Source organism: Sinomicrobium kalidii, assembly GCF_021183825.1.
GTDB lineage: Bacteria > Bacteroidota > Bacteroidia > Flavobacteriales > Flavobacteriaceae > Sinomicrobium > Sinomicrobium kalidii.
Genome location: NZ_CP089211.1, coordinates 2,510,570 through 2,531,406 on the forward strand (window position 1 = coordinate 2,510,570; position 20,837 = coordinate 2,531,406).

Sequence of the window (20,837 nt, forward strand, 5' to 3'; positions counted from 1 at the left end):
GGTTTGCACAGGATAGTACAGGATACGACTTTTGCGGGGAGGCTGTAATTTAGTGTGCCGAATGTTGGGAAAACCCCGGAAAAATAATTTTGTGTAATGTCAAAAATCCTTTCCTTTTTTATATGTTTTTTACTGTGCTGTTTCAACAGTGTATTTTCCCAGCAGCACCCCGGAGAAAAACCGGAATGGCCGGAAAATTATACGGTAGCAAAACCCTGGACCCGCTGGTGGTGGATGGGCAACGCCGTAGACAGGAAAAACATAAGCCGAAATCTCGTAGCATTACATAAAGCCGGAATTGGCGGTGTGGAGATCACTCCCATTTACGGGGTGAAAGGCGAGGAAAAAAACTTTATAGACCATTTGTCCCCGGAATGGGTCAGCATGCTGAAGTATACCGTAAAGGTGGCCGACAGCCTCGGAATGGGTGTAGATATGGTCATGGGTACGGGATGGCCCTACGGGGGACCGCAGGTAGCACCGGAACATGCCGCTACCAGGATAACGTTCCGGAAATACCAGCTCGCCCCGGGAGAAACCTTCGACAAAAAAATAGAACCTGAAAACATCGAAAAACACAAACTGGCACAGCTACAATATGTCTTTGCCTATACCGATGGTGAAAAATACAGCGACCTGACCCCCAACCTGGACGGGAACCACCTCTACTGGAAAGCCGGTGACCACCACTATACCCTGTATGCAGTTTTCAATGACAAAACAGGACAGCAGGTAAAACGGGCCGCACCCGGAGGGGAAGGATTTACACTGGACCATTATTCAAAAGAGGCTTTTGATGCATACACACAGCCCTATGACAAGGCTCTGAAGGGGATGGAAGGAGATATAAGGGCCATTTTTAACGATAGCTACGAAGTTTACGGAACAGATTATACCCCCGGTTTTTTTGAATCGTTTAAAAAACGAAGAGGGTACGACCTGGCTTCATATCTTCCGCAATTACTTGATACGATGCCGGATGAAACCGGGGACCGGGTTAAAAGCGATTACCGGGAAACCATTTCCGATATTTTACTGGACAATTTTGCAGGGCGATGGACCGGCTGGGCACATACTAAAGAATACAAGACCAAACTCCAGGCCCACGGCTCTCCCGGGAACCTTATCGATCTGTATGCCGCTTCCGATATTCCCGAGTGTGAGACCTTCGGTTCCATGCCATTTGACATTCCGGGTTTTCGCAGGGAAAAATCCGATATACGTGAAGGCGATGCAGACAGGATCATGTTGAAATTTGCTTCTTCTGCCGCACATATTGGCGGAAAGCCATTGGTTTCTTCAGAGACATTTACCTGGCTGAGGGAACATTTTAAAACCGCTTTATCGCAGTGTAAACCCGAGGCAGAGGAACTCTTTCTGGCCGGGGTCAACCACATCTTCCTGCACGGTACTACCTATGCTCCGCAAAGGGCATCGTGGCCTGGCTGGAAATTTTATGCGTCGGTCAACTTTCATCCCAACACTACCATCTGGGAAGATGCCCCCGGGCTTTTCTCCTATATTGCCCGTTGCCAGTCCATGTTACAGGCCGGGGAAGCCGATAATGATGTATTGCTGTACTGGCCCGTATACGACACCTGGGGGAAAACCCTCGGCGGGTCGCGTTTCTTTCAGTTCAAGATACATGATCTCAACCAATGGCTGCATGGAACATCCTTTTATGAAACAGCCAATACTTTACTGGATGACGGGTATATGGTCGACTTTATTTCCGACCGTTTTGTAGCCGCTGCTATAACGGAAAAAGGGGAGATTCAGCTTCCCGGAGGAAAATATAAAGCCATCGTAGTACCCGATTGCAGTAAGATGCCCCTCACTACGCTCAAAAAACTCATAACACTTAAAAAACGGGGAGGCAAGGTTATTTTCCTCGGGGTGCCCGAATCTGTTCCCGGGTTAAAAGACTATCAAGAAGAAAATGAAAAACTCCGGGAACTTATCTCGGAAAACGGGCTTGAAACAGCCTCAGGAGGTGAAATCACCCAAAAGCTGAACCGTGCCGGTATCCGCCCGGAAAAACTGGCCGGATACGGATTGAAGTTTATCCGCAGAAATCAGGAGGGTGAAAAAATCTACTACCTTGTCAACCATACCGATAAAGCTGTAAATGATATCATCCCGATCCATACAAAAACCGCAGGGGTACGAATAATGGACCCGCTTACCGGCAAGACCGGATCTGCACAAATAACACCACAGGGAGAGTACACCGGGGTAAGGGTGGATATGGAACCGGGAGAAAGTCTTTTCCTGAAAACTTCGGAAGACAAAAGCGGGGGAATACCCTGGACCTATTATGAAAAAGGACAAGAATACCCCCTGCCCGGTGAATGGACAATTTCCTTTGAAAAGGGAGGCCCTTCGCTACCAGGTACCGTTTCCGGAAAAAAACCGGGTTCCTGGACAGCTTACGGACAGGAATATGAAGCATTTTCCGGTACGGCAAAATATACCATTGAATTTGACAGTCCGAAGGATAAGGCAGAAAACTGGCAACTGAACCTGGGTGATGTACGGGAAAGTGCCAGGGTATGGCTGAACGGAAAGTACATCGGACGTGCGTGGTCCGTACCCTTTCAGTTGGAGACCGGGCCACTGAAGGAGCAAAACAATAAACTTGAAATAGCAGTGACCAACCTTTCTGCCAACCGCGTCCGGGACATGGAACTGCGCGGCGAGGAATGGAAGATATTTTACAATGCCAATATTGTGAACAGGAATTACAAAAAATTTGATGCGGCAAAGTGGAAACCCATGCCTTCGGGGCTTTTGGGGCCTGTGTTGCTTGTTCCGCTGTCTGTTAGGTAAACCCACACCATACATAAATCAACCAAACTTATGACCCGATGATTACTACTGAAATTTTTTCGAACAGAAGGACAAATATTTTATTATGGCTTGTCCTGCTCACGTTATGGAGTATTCCGGATATTGTTTTTTCACAGACACCGGCTTTTCCGGAAGCAGAAGGTTTCGGCCGTTATGCAACCGGGGGACGCTTTGGCGGGGTATATATTGTAACCAACCTCAATGACTCCGGACCCGGATCGTTCCGGGACGCGGTGAGTCAACCCAACCGGATCGTGGTTTTTGAAGTGGGCGGGGTGATACGTCTGAAAAGCCGCGTAGTTGTTTCCGAAAACATCACGGTTGCAGGGCAAACCGCACCGGGTGACGGCATTGTTATCTATGGCGACGGATTTTCATATACCCAGGCCAGTAATTCCATTATCCGTTATCTCCGCATGCGCATGGGCAGGATTGGGACCAGCGGGGCCGATGCGGTCGGGATTACCGATGATGCGAAACACATTATTTTCGACCATGTTTCAGCGTCCTGGGGACGCGATGAAACCTTTTCCATTACCCGTTATGCCGATAGTATCACCATACAGAACTGTATTATAGCCCAGGGCCTCGAAACCCACTCTGCAGGCGGATTGATCGAACCCTCCGGGAAGGTAAGCCTTTACAGGAACCTCTATATTGATAATAATACCCGTAATCCCAAAGTGAAAGGGATCAACCAGTTTGTAAATAATGTGGTCTATAACTGGGGAAGAGGAGGCGGATACATTATGGGAGGCTCTGCCGGGGATTCCTTTGTGAATATTATCAACAATTATTTGGTCAAAGGACCCAGCACCACCATAGAACCGTTTACCCGGGGTACGGAAACTTTTATCCCTTATGTGGAAGGGAACTATTATGACGATAACCTTAACGGTGTCCTCGACGGTTATGAAGTTCCGCTTTCGGCATATGAGGGGATCACTACTTTTCGCGATACACCTTATGACTATCCCATGCCGGCACAGGTGTTTACGGCAGAAGAAACTTTCGGTCACGTCATGGAAAATGCCGGGGCCAACTACCCCCGCCGTGATCCGGTAGATGATTTCCTGATCACTGAACTGGCCTCTATCGGGGTCTCGGGAGCTTTGATATCCGATGAAATGGACTTACCGACACAGGGACCGGGAGAAGTTTTCGGTGCGCCGGCTCTGCAGGATACCGATCGCGACGGAATTCCCGATACCTGGGAGAATGCTAACGGACTCAATCCCGAAAATGCTTCGGATGCCATGCAGATCAATGCAGAAGGTTATGCGAATATCGAGGTGTATATCAACAACCTGGCAGAAACCCCGGCTCCTGATTTTTTACGCCCGCCTTCCGGGGTGGCATCCGATTCGGTTTCTACTACCGGGATCGGGCTCACCTGGAAGAACAATGACAGCAGAACCACCGGGATTGTCATCGAACGATCGGACGACAGTACAAACTATCAGGTACTGGATACCCTGGGCGGAGATGCCATGACTTATCTGGACAACGAACTGGAACCGGGCACAATGTACCGCTATCGCCTTCGTGCCTATAATGCTGCGTTTTCTTCGGTTTATACCACACCTTTGGATGTGGAGACCACCCCGGTACCTACGGTGCCGGACGCTCCCGTTTCTCCTGCGCCTGGAGATCAGTCCATATATGCGGATACCACGGGGCTCCGGCTAAGCTGGACAGGCAGCGAAAACACCGATGCATATACGGTATACCTGTCTTCGCATCCGGATAGCCTGCAACAGGTGGCTGCGCTTACCGATCCGTTTTACGATGCGGATACCCTGCAATCCGGCACTACCTATTACTGGCGTGCAGATGCCGCCAACGAACTGGGAACGACTACGGGCAGTGTGTGGTCTTTTACTACCCTTCCCTATTTCCCGAAAGGTGTTGCAGGTGCCTGGCTTATGGATGAGGATGGTGGTGCTTCGGTCGTAGATAGTTCTTCCTATGCAAACCATGCGGAGATCAATGGTGTTCCGGGTTACGACCGTGTCGAAGGTAAGGTGGGCAGGGCAGTGGATTTGAATACGGGAGAAACATCGTCGCACATCCGGGTACCGCACCGGGATCATCTGTATATGGGAAAACAGTCGTTTACCATATCCATGTGGTTAAAATCCTCTTCACAGGACAATCAGTCCTACCTCGTTCACAAGGGTACTTTTAACAGGGATGATGCTTCGGGCGCCACGGGGCGCTGGTATGGTATTGAGGTGAAGGACGGGGATATCCGCTTTGCCGTGGATGATGACATTACCAAGACACAGCTATCTGTCGATGCCGGTCCCTTTTTTACCGGTGAATGGATACACCTGGTAGCGGTAAGGGACAGGGAAACCGATGTGCTCCGGCTGTACCGCAATGGTGTTTTGATAAACGAAGCTACCGACAGGACGGAGGAAAATATAGGGCAGCAGGCCCCGGTTATTATTGCGAACAGCAGTAACCTGGACACTCCGTTCCGCGGGCAGCTCGATGAATTCCGGATTTTTAATTACGGTTTAAGTGAACAGGAAATACTGGAATTGTACCAGACAGACCCGACACCGCTCAAACCGTTGGCCCCCCATCCTTCCGAAGATGCTGTGCTGGAAGGGTTCGAAGAAAATGTTGAAGCTACCTGGACAGGGGGTGTAAACACAACGTCTTATAAAATTTATATCGGGACCGACGAGGAAAATATGTCACTTGCAGGGGAAACCGGTGTGGACAGTCCCGCTTTTTCCTTTCAGAACCTGCAAAGGGATACCGATTATTACTGGCGGGTAGATGCCATTGGCCCTGAAGGGACAACCACCGGAGCTACCTGGACATTCCGCACTACGGCCCCGAAAGGGCTGGTAGGATACTGGAAGATGGATGAAACATCCGGATTACGGGTGACAGATGCTGCCTATTATGCCCACGAGGGAACGGTAACCGGTTTTCCGGAAGCGGTCTGGGAAGCGGGGATGTCGGGCAATGCCTTTCGGTTTAGTGAACCTTCCGATACGGCGGCCATAAAAATTCCCCATGCCGATCACCTGGTGTTTGAAAATACTTCGTTCACGATCTCCCTCTGGGTAAAAATTCCGGAAGACACCTATGCCTACGGAACAGATTGCTATTTGATGCATAAAGGCACATTTGAGTCCGGTACCGGGAAATGGTATGGCATTCAGTTGCGCGATGGCAGGTTGACCTTTGCCATTGACGACGGCCGGACAAAAACCGATATTTCAGCTTCCGTAACCAACAGTGCTTCCCACCCCCTGTTTACCGACGAGTGGAAGAATATCGTTGCCGTAAGGGATACCAAAACGGACCAGATACGCTTGTATATGGACGGGGTGAAAATTGCCGAAAAAACCGATGCTACAGGGACAATAGGAAAGGCAGTTCCTCTGTTACTGGGCAATTCACCCGAAAATAAACCCTATCGCGACCTTATGGATGAGGTAAAACTCTACAATTATGCCCTGACACAGGAAGAGATCCGGGCCCGGGCAGACGGGCATCCCGTTAAAATAACTTATCGCGACGGGGATAACGGGAATTCCGGGGATAATGAAATAAGGCCATTCTTCCGGATTGTCAATGAGGATGATATTGACATTCCCTATGAAGAACTCTCTGTCCGTTATTGGTTCACTCCCGAAGATTATGCCGGGATAAACGCCTGGATCGATTATGCCGGACCGGGTAACGGGAATATTTCCGCAGTATACCATCCCCTCGAAACACCACATAACGGGGCTTTCGGTTATGTGGAGTACCATTTTGAAAACATAGGGGGGCTCAAAGCCGGTGAAGAGACAGGCGTCATAGAATCGCGGCTGGCCAAGGAAAACTGGACGGATTTTGTAGAAACCGGGGATTATTCGTATCAGCAGGGAGAAACCTATGCGGAAAACAACCGGATCACCCTGTACCGTAATGGGCAACTAATTTGGGGAAAAGAACCCGGGAAGCAAACCCCTGTTACCGATCTGAAGGTGTATTCCAAAAACCGGAACGGGAATACCAATACGAATACCATACATCCTTATATAAAAATACGTAATGAAGGAAATATCCCCCTGGATTATAGTGACCTCGAACTGCGTTACTGGTTTACGGCCGAAGGAAATTCACCCCTTGATTATTGGATAGATTATGCAGAACTCGGCAACGGCAATATGGAAGCTACGTTCGTTAAACCGGATACGATATTAGCTGGGGCTGATACTTATTTTAAACTGAATTTTAATCCTTCGGCAGGGCAATTGTATCCCCTGAGCGGTTCCGGGGAAATACAGTATCGTATTGCCAAGGCAGACTGGAGTGTTTTTGACGAAAGCGATGACCATTCCTTCCTGCCTAAAGCACCTTTTGCCGAAAATGAACACATTACGCTGTATTACAAGGGAGAACTGATTTACGGTACCGAACCCGGAAGTAATAACAATTCCGAAACATCGTTGAAAACAACAGCAGACAATAACCAGCTAACGCAGGAGGTTTATGTTTACCCCAATCCGGCCCGGGATCACGTACGCGTACAATTAAATGATATTAATGACGCCGGAAACATAAGGTTGTTCAACAGGTCCGGACGGTTACTGCATAACCGGGCCGTAAAACAAAATACATTCTTGATAGACCTGCAACGCTTCCCTCCCGGAATTTATATCCTCGAGATAGAAAACGGGAAGGAAACAACAACACATAAAATAATTAAAAAATAACCCGCCCCGATCATCCCTCTCAAGGGAGGGAGAGGAGTGTAAAAACCCAAAACCATGAAAAAAAATTACTTAATAATGTTTATCCTGTTTTTGACAGGAATATCCGGCATGTACGGACAGCACCGGATGGAAGACCTCAACCGCGGGCTGGTAGCCGTTCGCACCGGTCCGGAACAGGTATATGTAGCCTGGAGATTACTGGGAAGTGATGCCGATTCGACAGCCTTTAACGTTTACCGCGATGGTGTCTTGCAAAATGATTCACCCGTTACACAAACTACCAATTATGTGGACAGTACAGCATCCGATGGCGAATATTACATAAAACCCGTCATAAACGGTGAAGAACAGGAACCTTCGGAAACCGTAAACGTGTGGCAGCAGAATCACCTTGAGATACCTCTTCAGGTCCCTCCCGGCAGGACCACGCCGGATGGCGAAGCATACACCTATACGGCCAATGATTGCAGTGTAGGCGATCTGAACGGTGACGGCCGGTATGAAGTTATACTCAAATGGGACCCTACCAATGCACACGACAATTCCCATGAAGGATATACCGGGAATGTGTACCTGGATGCTTATACCTTGGAAGGCGAACAGTTGTGGCGGATAGACCTCGGACGGAATATCCGTGCCGGAGCACACTACACCCAGTTTATGGTGTATGACCTGGACAGTGACGGCAAGGCCGAAGTGACCTGTAAAACTGCGGATGCTACCGTAGACGGACAAGGAAATGTAATCGGTGATCCCAATGCCGATTACAGGAACAGTGCGGGGCGTATTCTCGAAGGCCCGGAATTCCTTACCGTATTTAACGGAGAAACAGGAGCTGCAATGGCAACTACCGATTATGTGCCGGCAAGAGGAAATGTAAATGACTGGGGAGATAATTACGGGAACCGCGTAGACCGTTTTTTGGCCGGGGTAGCCTATCTCGACGGACAACATCCGAGCCTGGTCATGTGCCGAGGATACTACACACGATCGGTACTGGCGGCATGGGACTGGAAAAACGGGCAGCTCACACAACGATGGGTATTCGATTCCGACGATCCCGAGAATGAAGGCTATGCGGGGCAGGGTAATCACAGCCTCAGTATTGCCGATGTGGACAGTGATGGCCGGGATGAAATCGTATACGGTTCCATGACAGTAGATGATGATGGGACAGGACTGTATACCACCGGGTTGGGACATGGCGATGCATTGCATGTATCTGACCTTGATCCCGAGAGGCCCGGGCTTGAAGTCTTTATGCCCCATGAAAACAAGGTGGACGGCGTTACCTTTCGCGATGCCCGTACCGGTGAAATTATCTGGCAACACAAAAAAAATACGGATGTGGGCAGGGGTCTTGCTGCCGATATAGATTCCACCCATATCGGGGCCGAATTCTGGGCTTCCAGCAGTCTGGGGGTTTACAATACGGAAGGTGAACAGGTACACACCGATACGCCGTCCATTAACCACGCCATTTGGTGGGATGATGACCTGCAAAGAGAGCTCCTGGACGGAACGGGCATCTCCAAATACGGGACAGGAACCGTTTTTACAGCAGAAGGTTGCAGTTCCAATAACGGTACAAAAGCCAATCCGTCCCTGCAGGCCGACCTCTTTGGCGACTGGAGGGAAGAGGTTATTTTTCGTACCTCAGACAATACCGCACTGCGCATTTATATTAACCCGGAAGTGTCAACCCGGAAAATGTACACCCTGATGCACGATCCGCAGTACCGCGTAGCTATCGCCTGGCAAAATGTAGCATACAATCAGCCGCCACACCCTTCTTTCTATATCGGAACGGGAATGGAAACCCCGCCACCGTCGCCTATAAGTAACAACAAACTGCGGTGGAGCAGCGGTGAGGTATGGGATGTGGAATCTTCTTCAAACTGGGTGTGGAATGACAGTACTTCGGTGTTCAGCCAGGGAGATGAGGTGCTATTCGACATTTCCGGGAACAATGAAAACGCCGTCGAACTTGTTGGCGATATCCGGCCTTCGGGAGTAACGGTAAATGCCCCGGATGACTATGTTTTTAACGGGTCCGGAACCCTTTCCGGTACCATGCAACTGATAAAGAACGGCTCCGGGATGCTTACTTTGAACAATGACAATACGTATAGTGGCGCCACAACCGTTTGGGACGGAACACTCATGCTAAACGGACATCTCTCCGAAAGCTCCGTATTGGTCAGGAAATATGCCGCAATAGGAGGAAGTGGCATGCTGGATAAGGACCTCAGTTTACAACAGGGAACAAAAGTCATCCCCGGAGGAGTGGGTAATGCGGGGACATTGACCGTAAACGGCAACACCGTTGTGGCCAAGGATGTAACTTTTTCCTTTGACCTTTCTGAAAACCCCGGAGGAAATAATGACAAAATAGTGTGGAACGGCGATGTGGATATACAGGGCAATACGGTGTTCAGCATCAATGTCCTGGATGAAGGACTAAACACGGGAACCTATACCCTGCTGGAATATACCGGCAATTACAATGGGAGTATTGAAAATATGGAAGTGACGGGAATTCCCGGTATAAAACACAACCTTATGGATACGGGTAGTGCCATCGTTATGGAAGTGGAATGGGTACGGAATCCCACCACCGTATACTGGCGGGGTAATGAGAGTGATATCTGGGACCTGGCGGAAAGTTACAACTGGTTTAACGGCGATACTACAGCCCTGTTTGCTCCGAACGACACCGTAGTTTTTGACGATAGAGGAATACCACATACCAATGTAAAGACCACGGGCTTTTTACCGGTTGATAAAATGATCGTAAATGCATCCGCAGATTATACTTTTGAAGGTGAAGGAAGTATCAGCGGAACCGGCGGACTCGAAAAATCGGGAACCGGAAGGCTGACAATACTCGGCAATAACGATTATACCGGAACAACAGTGATCAGGGAAGGAATAGTTGTACTGGAATCCCTTTCCGACGGCGGTGCGCCCGGGCCGCTGGGTGCTGCAGGGAAAGAAGCGGAAAATATCGTGATAGATGGCGGGACTGTGGAATTTACCGGAACTTCGGCAACCGATCGCGGAATCACTCTCGGTATGAACAACAGTACGCTCGATGTCATTTCAGGAATAACCGCAACTATAGGCGGAAGCCTCGAAGGAACAGGGCAAATGACCAAAAAGGGAGACGGAACCCTGCAACTCACAGGGAAAAACACCTATACAGGAGGAACAGTTTTAAAGGAAGGGAATGTCCATCTCGGATCGGAAGAGGCGATCTCTTCCGGTTTCGGGGAAGGTACCGTGGTTTTGGAAGGTGGCGTCCTCAGCATGCACGAAGGGAATAATTCCTATAGTTCCGCTTCCTGGGATGTGGAAGTCCCGGCGGGAAAACAGGCCGAATGGCAACTGGACGGCCGTTGCGCCTTTAACGGAAAACTTACCGGTGGCGGGGACCTTCATCTGTACTCCCCCTGGATACGCTCCGAAATGATGGGCGACTGGTCCGGCTTTACCGGAAATATCCGTGTTACCGCAGACAGTGACGGCGGCTGGTTGATATTGGGAAATGATAGAGGTTATGCAGGGGCATCCATAGAACTTACAGAGGATATACAAATGGTCTATCGGCGGGACGCCAACGATACCATAGCGGTAGGCGAACTGTCAGGCCCGGCATCATCACACCTGGCAGCAGGATGGCAAAATACCGTAACCACCTGGAAAATTGGGGGCAAAAACAGCGATGCCTTTTTTCACGGGACCATCAGTGATGTGGCATTCAAGGGATCGGGAGCGAAAACAAGGATCATAAAAACAGGTTCGGGCTCCTGGACATTGACCAATGCCGGTACCTACTCCGGGGGAACCCTGGTCGAAGGGGGAGAGTTTGTTGTGAATAACACTACGGGAAGTGCTACGGGAAGCGGTGCAGTGATCGTTTCGGGGAATGCCTCGCTGTCCGGTAACGGTACTGTAGAAGGAAACCTCATCGTACAAAACGGCGCAAAGCTCTTTCCCGGGGGCAGAAGGGAAAAAGGAACATTAACCCTGGGAAGGAACCTGTACCTGTCTGACAATGCCAGAACAGAAATAGATATAGATCACGCTGCTGCAGATACCGATATTGTGGAAGTGAGTGACACCCTGTTTTGCGGGGGATTATTGAAAATCAGCAAAAGAGGGGTGCAATTTAGGGAAGGAGACAGCTTTAAGGTATTTCAGGCCGCTGATTTCGAGGGTACATTTAAAAAAATCATTCCCTCTCCGGGACACGCCCTGAAATGGGATAGCTCGGAACTTTATGTTAACGGAACCCTGAAGGTGACAAGCAAAAGAGAAAAGTCCGCGAATCTTGATGAAACAGATCAGGCAGTGATCTATCCCAATCCCGTAAGCGATTACATCCGTATTCGTCTCGGGGAAAATTCAGGTGAGGAAAACGAAGTTCACCTGTACAGTTTTTCCGGTCATTTGTTGAACAAATACAATTTTGAAGGCGAAAATTATCAGATTCCGTCACAAAACCTGTCCTCCGGGATTTACATTGTCAAGATAAAAAACGGAAACGGGGAAATCACCCGAAAAGTGGTAAAAAATTAGTCATAAAACCAAAAACAAGCAATTAAATGAAGAAAATAGTATGTATACTCGTAGCGGGAATATCCGGAGTGATGCAGGCACAGACCCTTCCGGACAGGGATGTGGTACTGGAGAAAATGAAACGGGCCAACATGTATTTTATGAAAAAGTGGCCGGACGCAGGAAAGACCATAATTACCAACAAGGAGCGTCCCAGTCATATCTGGACACGTGCAGTTTATTACGAAGGTCTTATGGCATTGTACACCATCCACCCGAGAGATGAATACTACAAATATGCCAAAGACTGGGCCGATTTTCACCAATGGGGTTTCCGCGGAGGGAACACTACCCGCAATGCCGATAACTACTGTGCGGCACAGACTTACATCGATCTCTATAACCTTTCCCCCGATCCTGAAAAACTGAAAAATACCAGGGCACAGACCGGGATGTTGCTTAATACCCCCCAGAATGACGACTGGTCCTGGATAGATGCCATACAAATGGGAATGCCCGTACTGGCCAAAATGGGTGTGTTGGAAAATGACGACAGGTATTTCGAAAAAATGTACCGAATGTATATGTTCACACGCAACAAACATGGTAAAAACGGACTTTTCAATGAAAAAGACGGCCTTTGGTGGCGCGATGCCGATTTTACACCTCCTTATAAAGAACCCAACGGTGAAGACTGCTACTGGAGCCGGGGAAATGGCTGGGTGGTGGCTGCCCTGGTACGGGTGCTGGACATTATCCCGGAAGACGCTCCCCACCGCGAGCAGTATCTCAACGATTTCAAGGCCATGATGAAGGCCCTTTTGCCCATACAGCGTAAAGACGGCTTCTGGAACGTAAGCTTGCACGACCCTACCAATTACGGTGGGAAAGAGCTTAGCGGAACAGCCATGTTCGTATACGGTATGGCCTACGGGGTAAACCAGGGTATATTGGACAGGGACACTTACCTTCCCGCCCTGCTCAGGGGATGGGACGCCATGATAGACGACAGTCTGCACGACAATGGTTTCCTCGGATATGTACAATCCACCGGGAAAGAACCTAAGGACGGACAGCCCCTCAGTCACACCAAGGTGCCCGATTTTGAAGACTACGGACTCGGATGTTTTTTACTGGCCGGAAGTGAAGTGTATAAATTGGAAGAATAGCAGCGATATATGATTTAAGGTAATTATATATCTTTATGAACAAAACGGAACTATGAAAATTCATTCCATTCTCTTTACATTGTTTTCCATAGCAATATGCCAGGGGCAGAACACAACCGTAAAAGTCTGGCCGGAGACTATTCCCGGGGCTATTGATAATCCTGCCTACGAAAAGGAGACTGTATACGCCAATAACGGAAAATCTCCCCGTATCAGTAAGGTGACCGATCCCCTGCTGGAAATTTTTCTTCCTCCTGAAGGCAGGGCAAACGGAACAGCTGTTCTGATTTGCCCCGGAGGAGGCTATGCCCGTCTTGCCATAGATCACGAAGGGCGTGATATTGCGGCATGGTTCAATCAAATGGGGATTACAGCCTTTGTGTTGCAGTACCGATTGCCGAGCGATGCCATAATGAAAGACAAAAGCGTGGGGCCGCTGGAAGACGGGCAGGAAGCCATCCGAATCATCCGTCGCAATGCTGCGGAGTGGAATATCGCCCCGGACAGGATCGGGGTTATGGGATTTTCTGCCGGAGGTCATCTGGCGTCTGCCATATCCACGCACTTTTCGGAGAAAGTATACGAACCGGAAGATACGACAAGTGCCAGGCCCGATTTTTCCATGCTTATTTATCCCGTGATCTCCATGGACCCGGAGATTACACATAAGGGTTCAAGGACCAACCTGATCGGGAAAAATCCTGCCCCGGACCAGGTGAAGCGTTTTTCGAACGAACTTCAGATCACAAAAGATACACCGCCTGCATTCCTGGTGCATTCTTCTGATGACGGTGCGGTTCCGGTAGAGAACAGCATACGTTATTACCTGGCATTAAAAAACAACGGAGTTCCGGCCGAGATGCATGTTTATCCCGAAGGCGGCCATGGTTACGGTATGGGGAGATCGGACAATACCGAGTCCACCTGGCCGGAAGCCTTAAAAAAATGGCTGCAAATGAACGATTGGCTGTAACGTCATTGTTTTCCGTAAGTAGCTTCGGGCCGGTTATCTGTTCTGAAGGGTGAAGCAGGTAGCCCTTCTTTGTTAAACAGGTTGTGTTCCGGTACGTTTTCCCATCCGAAGCGTACGGCTGCCGGATTTTTTATTTCCGGGTTCGATACTACAATGGTATTATTCTCTATTTCCGCTTTTGCCGGCAAAAACTCCCCGTTTTTTTCAGCAATAGTGAAGTGAGTGAGGGAATCGCCTTTGCATACCAGTCCGGACCCGGTATAATCAAAATACAGCCTGATTTTTTCACCTTCTTTTTTCATATGCGTAAAGATGGGACCGGAATATACAAGTCCTTTTTCCCCGTAAGTTTGGGCCCTTGCCCAAAGCGCAAGCCGTTTGCCCACCACCTGTTTGTTAAGCGGATGAATGTTCTGTGCATTTCCGGCATCGGTCAGGACCACCATTCCGGTGTTGGGTACGGATTTCATGCTCAACAACTGGGCTTCCCTGATTTCCGGGTTTTGTCCGCGATGTGGTGCTATCTGGACAAAATAAAATGGAAAATCACCCTGTTTCCAGTCGTTTCGCCAGTTTTTTATCATGGCCGGAAACAGTTTGCGGTACTGGTGTGCCCTTTCCGCATTACTTTCACCCTGGTACCAGACCACGCCCCTGACGGTATAATTCAGCAACGGGTAGACCATGGCATTGTAAATAAGTGAAGGTGCTTTGCTGTACTGCGGAGGTTTGGGCTTTTCCGGCCGGGTATTAGCCGGACCGGCTTTACGGCTTTGCGCCTGGTATTTGGTTAATTCGGCCTGGTACTTGTCATATTTTTCCTCATACCGGTCCAGTATAGGGACAAAATCCGGATCACTTTCCAGAACTTCTCTTTTTGTCCAGGCTTCGGCCGGTGTTCCTCCCCACGCGGAAGTGATCAGTCCCACGGGGACATTTTGGGTTTGGTGTATTTCCCTTCCGAAAAAATAGCCTGCGGCAGAAAAACCGTACACGGTTTCAGGAGAACAGGCCTGCCAGTTCCCTTCCACATCATTTTGCAAAGAATCGGATGTTTTAAGGGCTACGGTAAAAAGCCGGATTTGAGGGTAATCGGCTTCTTTTACTTCTTTTTCATAATTCATTACTCCCGTTTTCCACGAATCTTCATATTTCCCTACCGGCATGTGCATGTTGGACTGTCCGGAGCATATCCACACTTCACCCAAAAGAACATCAGACAAGGTGATTTTGTTTTTTCCTTCCAGGACAATTTCATACGGGCCGCCTGCTGCGGGAGTAGCGACGGTAACTTTCCAGTTTCCTTCCGTATTGGCAGAAGTGCTTACTTTTTCACTTTGCCATCCCGGTGTTATGGTAATGGCTTCCCCCGGATCGGCCCATCCCCAGATATTGATTTCCGCATTTTGCTGTAGTACCATATGATCTCCTACAAGTGCGGGAAGTTTGATCTTTGCTTTCAGCGGAGTGCAAACGAACAGTAATACCACGAGGGAAAGGAAAAAAGGTTTCATAATTTAAAATTTGATCCGGTTAATTGTTTGATACAAAGTTAAAATCGCCACTAAGGTAAACACATATAAGAAATACACTGTCCTGTACTGTGATGTTGTTTCCTGTTCGGGAGCAGGACTGTACAGGATACGGATTTTAAATAAAAGGGAGAACTTGCGGGGCAAGTAAAGGGCAAAACAGAATTTCTATGCGCAATATCCGGATATTGTTTATACTCTTGGGGTTAAGCTTTCTTTCATGTGTTGAAAAAGAACAGAATGATGTAGAAGACCCGGAAGATCAATGGTGGCACGATACTGAACGTGAGGAGCATTACCTGCCCGACGGGGAGGATTTTGTGTTGCAAAGTGGCAGAAGGCGGTTCAACCGGGCCTTGTACGGTACCAATAGCGGTTTCAGGGTAGAAGCCGGCGACCTGCCCGAGTTTGCCGTGTACATGCCCGGCATGGGCGGAAATTTTAAATTGGGAATTATTCGGGGAGAAGAGAGTAAATGGATTATCGATTGTGATTCCATAGCCACCCGTTACCGTCCGGGGAGTATGCTTTATACAATTAAAGACGGTCTGCTGGGAGATGGTGCCCTCCGCCTTCAGATACTTGCCCTGGCTGATGAAGAAGGGTTTATACTTAAGATAAATCCAGAGGAGATTCCGGGTGATACGGGGGTTTTATGGGCATATGGCGGCGCCAGCGGAAAGAAGTTTTCCCGTAACGGTGATATCGGTGCCGATCCTGAATCCGTGTTTTACCTTCACCCTGAATACTGCAAGGGTAATGTATACGACATACATGAAAATACGTTTACCCTGAACTACGGTTCCGCATACAATAAAAAAGACCACCAAAACGATAAGGCCATATTTGGGGTATTCCCCGAAAATTCGGAAATACACCTTGCCGATGCGGAACAACAGGACACTCCTTTGTCACTGAAAACTTCAGAAAGTACTTCGCTCCCGGTCCTTACGGGGACACTCCGGGCAAATAATGAAAATGACCTGTATTGGGTCATTAAAAAAGGGAAGGACAACAATATCCGGGTCAAAGAAGACCCGGCGGAAAAATTCCGGAAGGCCGAAGAAGTCCGGCAAAAACTCGCGAAAAGGATAAAAGTAAGAACACCGAACTCCTATATCAATACTTTGGGAGGGGCTTTGGCATTCGCAGCAGATGCTATCTGGGAAGCCCCGGCATACCGTCACGGTGCCGTAGCATGGCGTATGCCCCTTAACGGCTGGCGAGGCGCATATGTTGCCGATCCCCTCGGATGGCACGACCGGGCAAGGACGCATTTCAGCGGTTATGCAAATTCCCAGGTTATCGAACCCGCCACAGGACCCGTGGTGGCCGATACCCTTCTCAACCTGGCCCGTCAAAAGGAAGAAATCGGGACTTCCCTGTTCAGTCGGGGATATATATGCCGTAATCCGGATGAGAATACCAGGGCACATCACTACGACATGAACCTGGTATTTATAGACGAGCTGCTGGACCATTTTCTGTGGACGGGAGATATAGCATTCCTGAAAGAAATGTGGCCCGTACTGCAACGTCACCTGGAATGGGAAAAACGGAATTTTGATACGGACGGGGACGGCCTCTACGATGCCTATGCCTCTATCTGGGCCAGTGATGCCCTGCAATACAATGCGGGAGGCGTTACACATTCGTCTTCGTACAACTACCGGGCCAATAAGACAATGGCACAACTGGCCGGGCGGATCGGGAAAGATCCGGCTCCCTATAAAAAAGAGGCGCAACGCATTTATGATGCTATGAGTAAAAAACTCTGGATGCCTGAGCTGGGGCGGTATGCAGAGTACAAGGATGTTATGGGAAATAAATTGCTCCACCCTTTTCCCGGGTTATGGACCGTTTACCATGCAATGGAAGCCGGGGTACCGGATCGCTTCCGCGCCTGGCAGTTATTGCGGTATGTGGATACGGAGATCCCGCATATTCCGATACGGGCAAACGGCTTGGACAAGCAGGACCTGTATACCCTTTCAACAACCAGCTGGCAACCCTATACCTGGTCTGTGAATAATGTGGCCATGGCCGAGGTATTGCACACTGCCCTGGCATACTGGCAGGGAGGAAGGCCGGAAGAAGCGTTCCGGCTCTGGGAAAGTGCCCTTGTGGAGAGCATGTATCTCGGCGCCAGCCCCGGCGGACTTCAGCAGTTGTCCTTTTACGATGCCATGCGCGGCGAGTTGTACCGCGATTTTTCAGACCCTGTGGGAATGACGGGCCGCACGCTGGTAGAGGGCCTTTTCGGCATACAGCCCGATGGTATAAGTGATACGTTGACCGTTTCTCCCGGGTTCCCGGCGGCATGGGACCATGCTTCGCTTGATGTTCCGGATATTACCTTCGATTATAAAAGGACAGAAAACCGGGAACAATTTACACTTGTTCCCCGGTTTAGTACCAAAATGCACCTGAAACTCAGAATACGGGCCATGAAAGACGGCGTAAAATCAGTGACCGTAAACGGACGGGAAACCGATTGGACAACAGATGAGCAGGCCGTGGGTGCCCCGGCCATAGAGATAACTGCTCCGGAACAATCTGAATATGATATTACAATCGAATGGAAGGGAGGCAACCTGAAAAAGGATTACCCGGATAAAGACGCACGGCCGTGCGTCTCAACAGGGGGAAGGCCTTGCACTTCAACGGAACAGCTTGTCATAGATTATCATCCCGCCGAAATATTGAAGATACGCGATCCGCAAAACATACTGGACAACCCGTCATTTTCCGAAGGAAAACTGACGTCAGGAATCAAAGATAAATCGGGAGAAAAATCGGTTTTTGTCAAATTGAAACAGGGGCAGTTCAGTTGGTGGCAACCTCTTGACCTCTCTGTCCGCCCCCATGTTGAAATATTCGGTGCGGAAAGTGCGGAAAATAAAGAATATAAAGCGATTACACTGCGCAATAATGCGCTTAAAGCAATACGGGCTCGTCTGGTTGTAAACCGGGGGAAAGGAGAGTATACAGAAGATATTGCACTGCCTGAAAATTCGGAAAAGCAGTTTAAAATTCCGTACCACTATCTGGTTCCCGGCAGTAATGTCGTGGAAGTTGTGTCCGAAGAAGGGAGAACCGTGAAAAAAACAATACAGGAGTGGAATGTAAAAGCACCTTCGGCATTTAAGTGGGAAACGGTAGACCTTGCCGGATTGTATAACAGTAAGGTAACCGATATCTTTAAAAACGAATACCTGTCACCAAGACCCCAATCGCCTACCCTGCAATTACCTGTTCAGGGTATAGGAAACTGGTGTTATCCGAAAGTGGAAGTTAATATCAATGACTCCGGGTTACGGGAAAAAGCAGGGGCAGACAATGCCATAACAACTCCGCAGCATATTCCTCTGGCCACTCCGGGAAACAGGGAAAAAGATAATATTGTTTTCACTTCGATGTGGGACAACTATCCGGAAAGTGTGGAAATTCCGCTTTCAGGCAGGGCATTTCAGCTCTACCTGATAATGGCCGGGTCTACCAACCCCATGCAGAGCAGGTTGGTAAATGGCGTGGTGACCGTAACGTATACAGATGGCTCTGTCACCGAACTGCCGTTAAAAAACCCTGAAAACTGGTGGCCTGTGGAACAGGATTATTTTATAGATAACTATGCCTTTACCGCAGGGGAGGTAAAACCGCCCCGGGTTTATCTGAAAAGCGGGGAGATCACCCGTAATTTTGATAATTATGTCCCGGTGAAAGGATTTACGGACTATGGTATAGACGGAGGAGCCGCAACCCTGCTGGATATACCGTTAAATCCGGATAAAGAACTGAAAAAGATGGAAATTAAAACCGTGGCAAATGATGTGGTAATAGGATTGATGAGTGCAACCCTGTTACGAAATAAAGAATGAACACGATACCGAATACTGACGCTTACCCGGTTTTTCAGTAATCGGTTTTTAATCAAAAGACAGTTGTTGTGAACCGAAAAGAATTTTTATATCGTACATCCCTTTTTTCCGCCGGTCTTATGATGCCGGTAATCGGATTTTCTGCTTCGGAAATTGCAGGAACTGGAAACACCGGTTTTGCAGACAGGCTGGTTCCTATAGGAAGAAGGTTGCAAATGGACGGATATTATGTGTGGTGTAATAGCCCTATTGAGGGGCCTGACGGAAAGATTCATGTTTTTTTCTCCAGGTGGCCTGCCAAAGAATCCATGAGCGGGTGGATACATGATTCGGAAATATGTCATGCCGTGGCAGATAATCCCGAAGCGCCGTTCCGTTTTGTTAGTGTGGTGCTGGCCCCGCGGGGCGGGGATCACTGGGACGCCACAACCTGTCACAATCCCCATATCCGGTATGTGGACGGAAAATACTGCCTGTTTTTTATGGGGAATTCCAACGGGAAAACCAATACCAAGAGAATAGGGCTGGCCACGGCCTCTTCACTCTACGGCCCCTGGAAGCGTCCGGATGACCCTTTGCTCGAAGCAGGCGAACCCGGGGCATGGGACGATCACTGTACCACAAACCCTTCCTTTGTAAAACACCCCAATGGGGAGTACTGGCTTTTCTACAAATCGTGGAATACCGGGGAATATGAGCGTGCAAAGGGAAAAGCGGTGAGAGGTAACAGGAAATACGGACTGGCCGTTGCAAAGCAATTACAGGGTCCTTACGTGAAATATGAAGGAAACCCGGTGGTGGATTTTTCCGTCAGGGGTGGTAATGCACAATTTGAAGACGCCTTTATCTGGCTCGGAAAAGACAAGTTCAGAATGCTTGCTAGGGACATGGGTGTGTTCAGTGACGATGTGGGACTCTATATGGAATCAGAAGATGGTATTCACTGGGAGGAACCCTCACCCGGTTATCATCCTTTGAAGGCGTATGTGACAGAACCTCCCGCACCGTCCTATTTAAAGCGGTATGGCCGGCTGGAAAGGCCACAGGTATTGTTTGTTAACGGCAAACCCGCTTATTTGTTTACAGCGGCCCAGGGCGGGAAATACGGAACTTCTACATCCTTTGTTTTTAAGATAAAATAGATGAAT

General features: G+C 49.0%; 8 protein-coding genes. 7 read left to right on the forward strand and 1 reads right to left on the reverse strand.

The genetic code is table 11. The annotated features are described in order from the left end of the window. Positions 1-96: 96 nt before the first annotated feature. From LS482_RS09995 to LS482_RS10020, 5 genes are read left to right on the forward strand one after another with little or no spacing between them, the layout of a single operon-like run. Positions 97-2,829 (forward strand): glycosyl hydrolase, encoded by a 2,733-nt coding sequence (locus LS482_RS09995; protein WP_233031642.1) that lies wholly within the window; start codon positions 97-99, stop codon positions 2,827-2,829. A 38-nt stretch (positions 2,830-2,867) separates the two neighbouring features. Beyond that, positions 2,868-7,577 carry a cellulose binding domain-containing protein gene (locus LS482_RS10000; protein ID WP_233031643.1) on the forward strand — a complete coding sequence of 1,570 codons (4,710 nt, stop codon included), beginning with the start codon at positions 2,868-2,870 and terminating at the stop codon, positions 7,575-7,577. Positions 7,578-7,631: 54 nt separating this feature from the next. After that, positions 7,632-12,158 carry a rhamnogalacturonan lyase family protein gene (locus tag LS482_RS21790; RefSeq protein WP_367890600.1) on the forward strand — a complete coding sequence of 1,509 codons (4,527 nt, stop codon included), beginning with the start codon at positions 7,632-7,634 and terminating at the stop codon, positions 12,156-12,158. Between the two features lie 26 nt (positions 12,159-12,184). Beyond that, on the forward strand, positions 12,185-13,306 hold the full coding sequence (locus LS482_RS10015; protein WP_233031644.1) for a glycoside hydrolase family 88/105 protein: 1,122 nt from the start codon (positions 12,185-12,187) through the stop codon (positions 13,304-13,306). Positions 13,307-13,358: 52 nt separating this feature from the next. Beyond that, complete coding sequence (locus LS482_RS10020; RefSeq protein ID WP_233031645.1) at positions 13,359-14,279, forward strand: alpha/beta hydrolase; 921 nt, start codon at positions 13,359-13,361, stop codon at positions 14,277-14,279. Between the two features lie 2 nt (positions 14,280-14,281). Here LS482_RS10020 and LS482_RS10025 read toward each other — a convergent pair whose 3' ends face one another. Next, the gene (locus tag LS482_RS10025; RefSeq protein WP_233031646.1) at positions 14,282-15,793 is read right to left on the reverse strand and encodes a sialate O-acetylesterase; all 1,512 of its coding nucleotides are present in this window, start codon (positions 15,791-15,793) and stop codon (positions 14,282-14,284) included. Between the two features lie 188 nt (positions 15,794-15,981). On the opposite strand from LS482_RS10025, the gene LS482_RS10030 reads away from it, so the two are divergent. After that, a complete protein-coding gene (locus LS482_RS10030) occupies positions 15,982-19,689 on the forward strand; it encodes a DUF4450 domain-containing protein (protein WP_233031647.1) in 3,708 nt (1,235 codons plus the stop codon). A 68-nt stretch (positions 19,690-19,757) separates the two neighbouring features. After that, entirely contained in the window at positions 19,758-20,831 is a 1,074-nt protein-coding gene (locus tag LS482_RS10035; RefSeq protein WP_233031648.1) for a glycoside hydrolase family protein, read from the forward strand. The last annotated feature ends 6 nt before the right edge of the window (positions 20,832-20,837 follow it).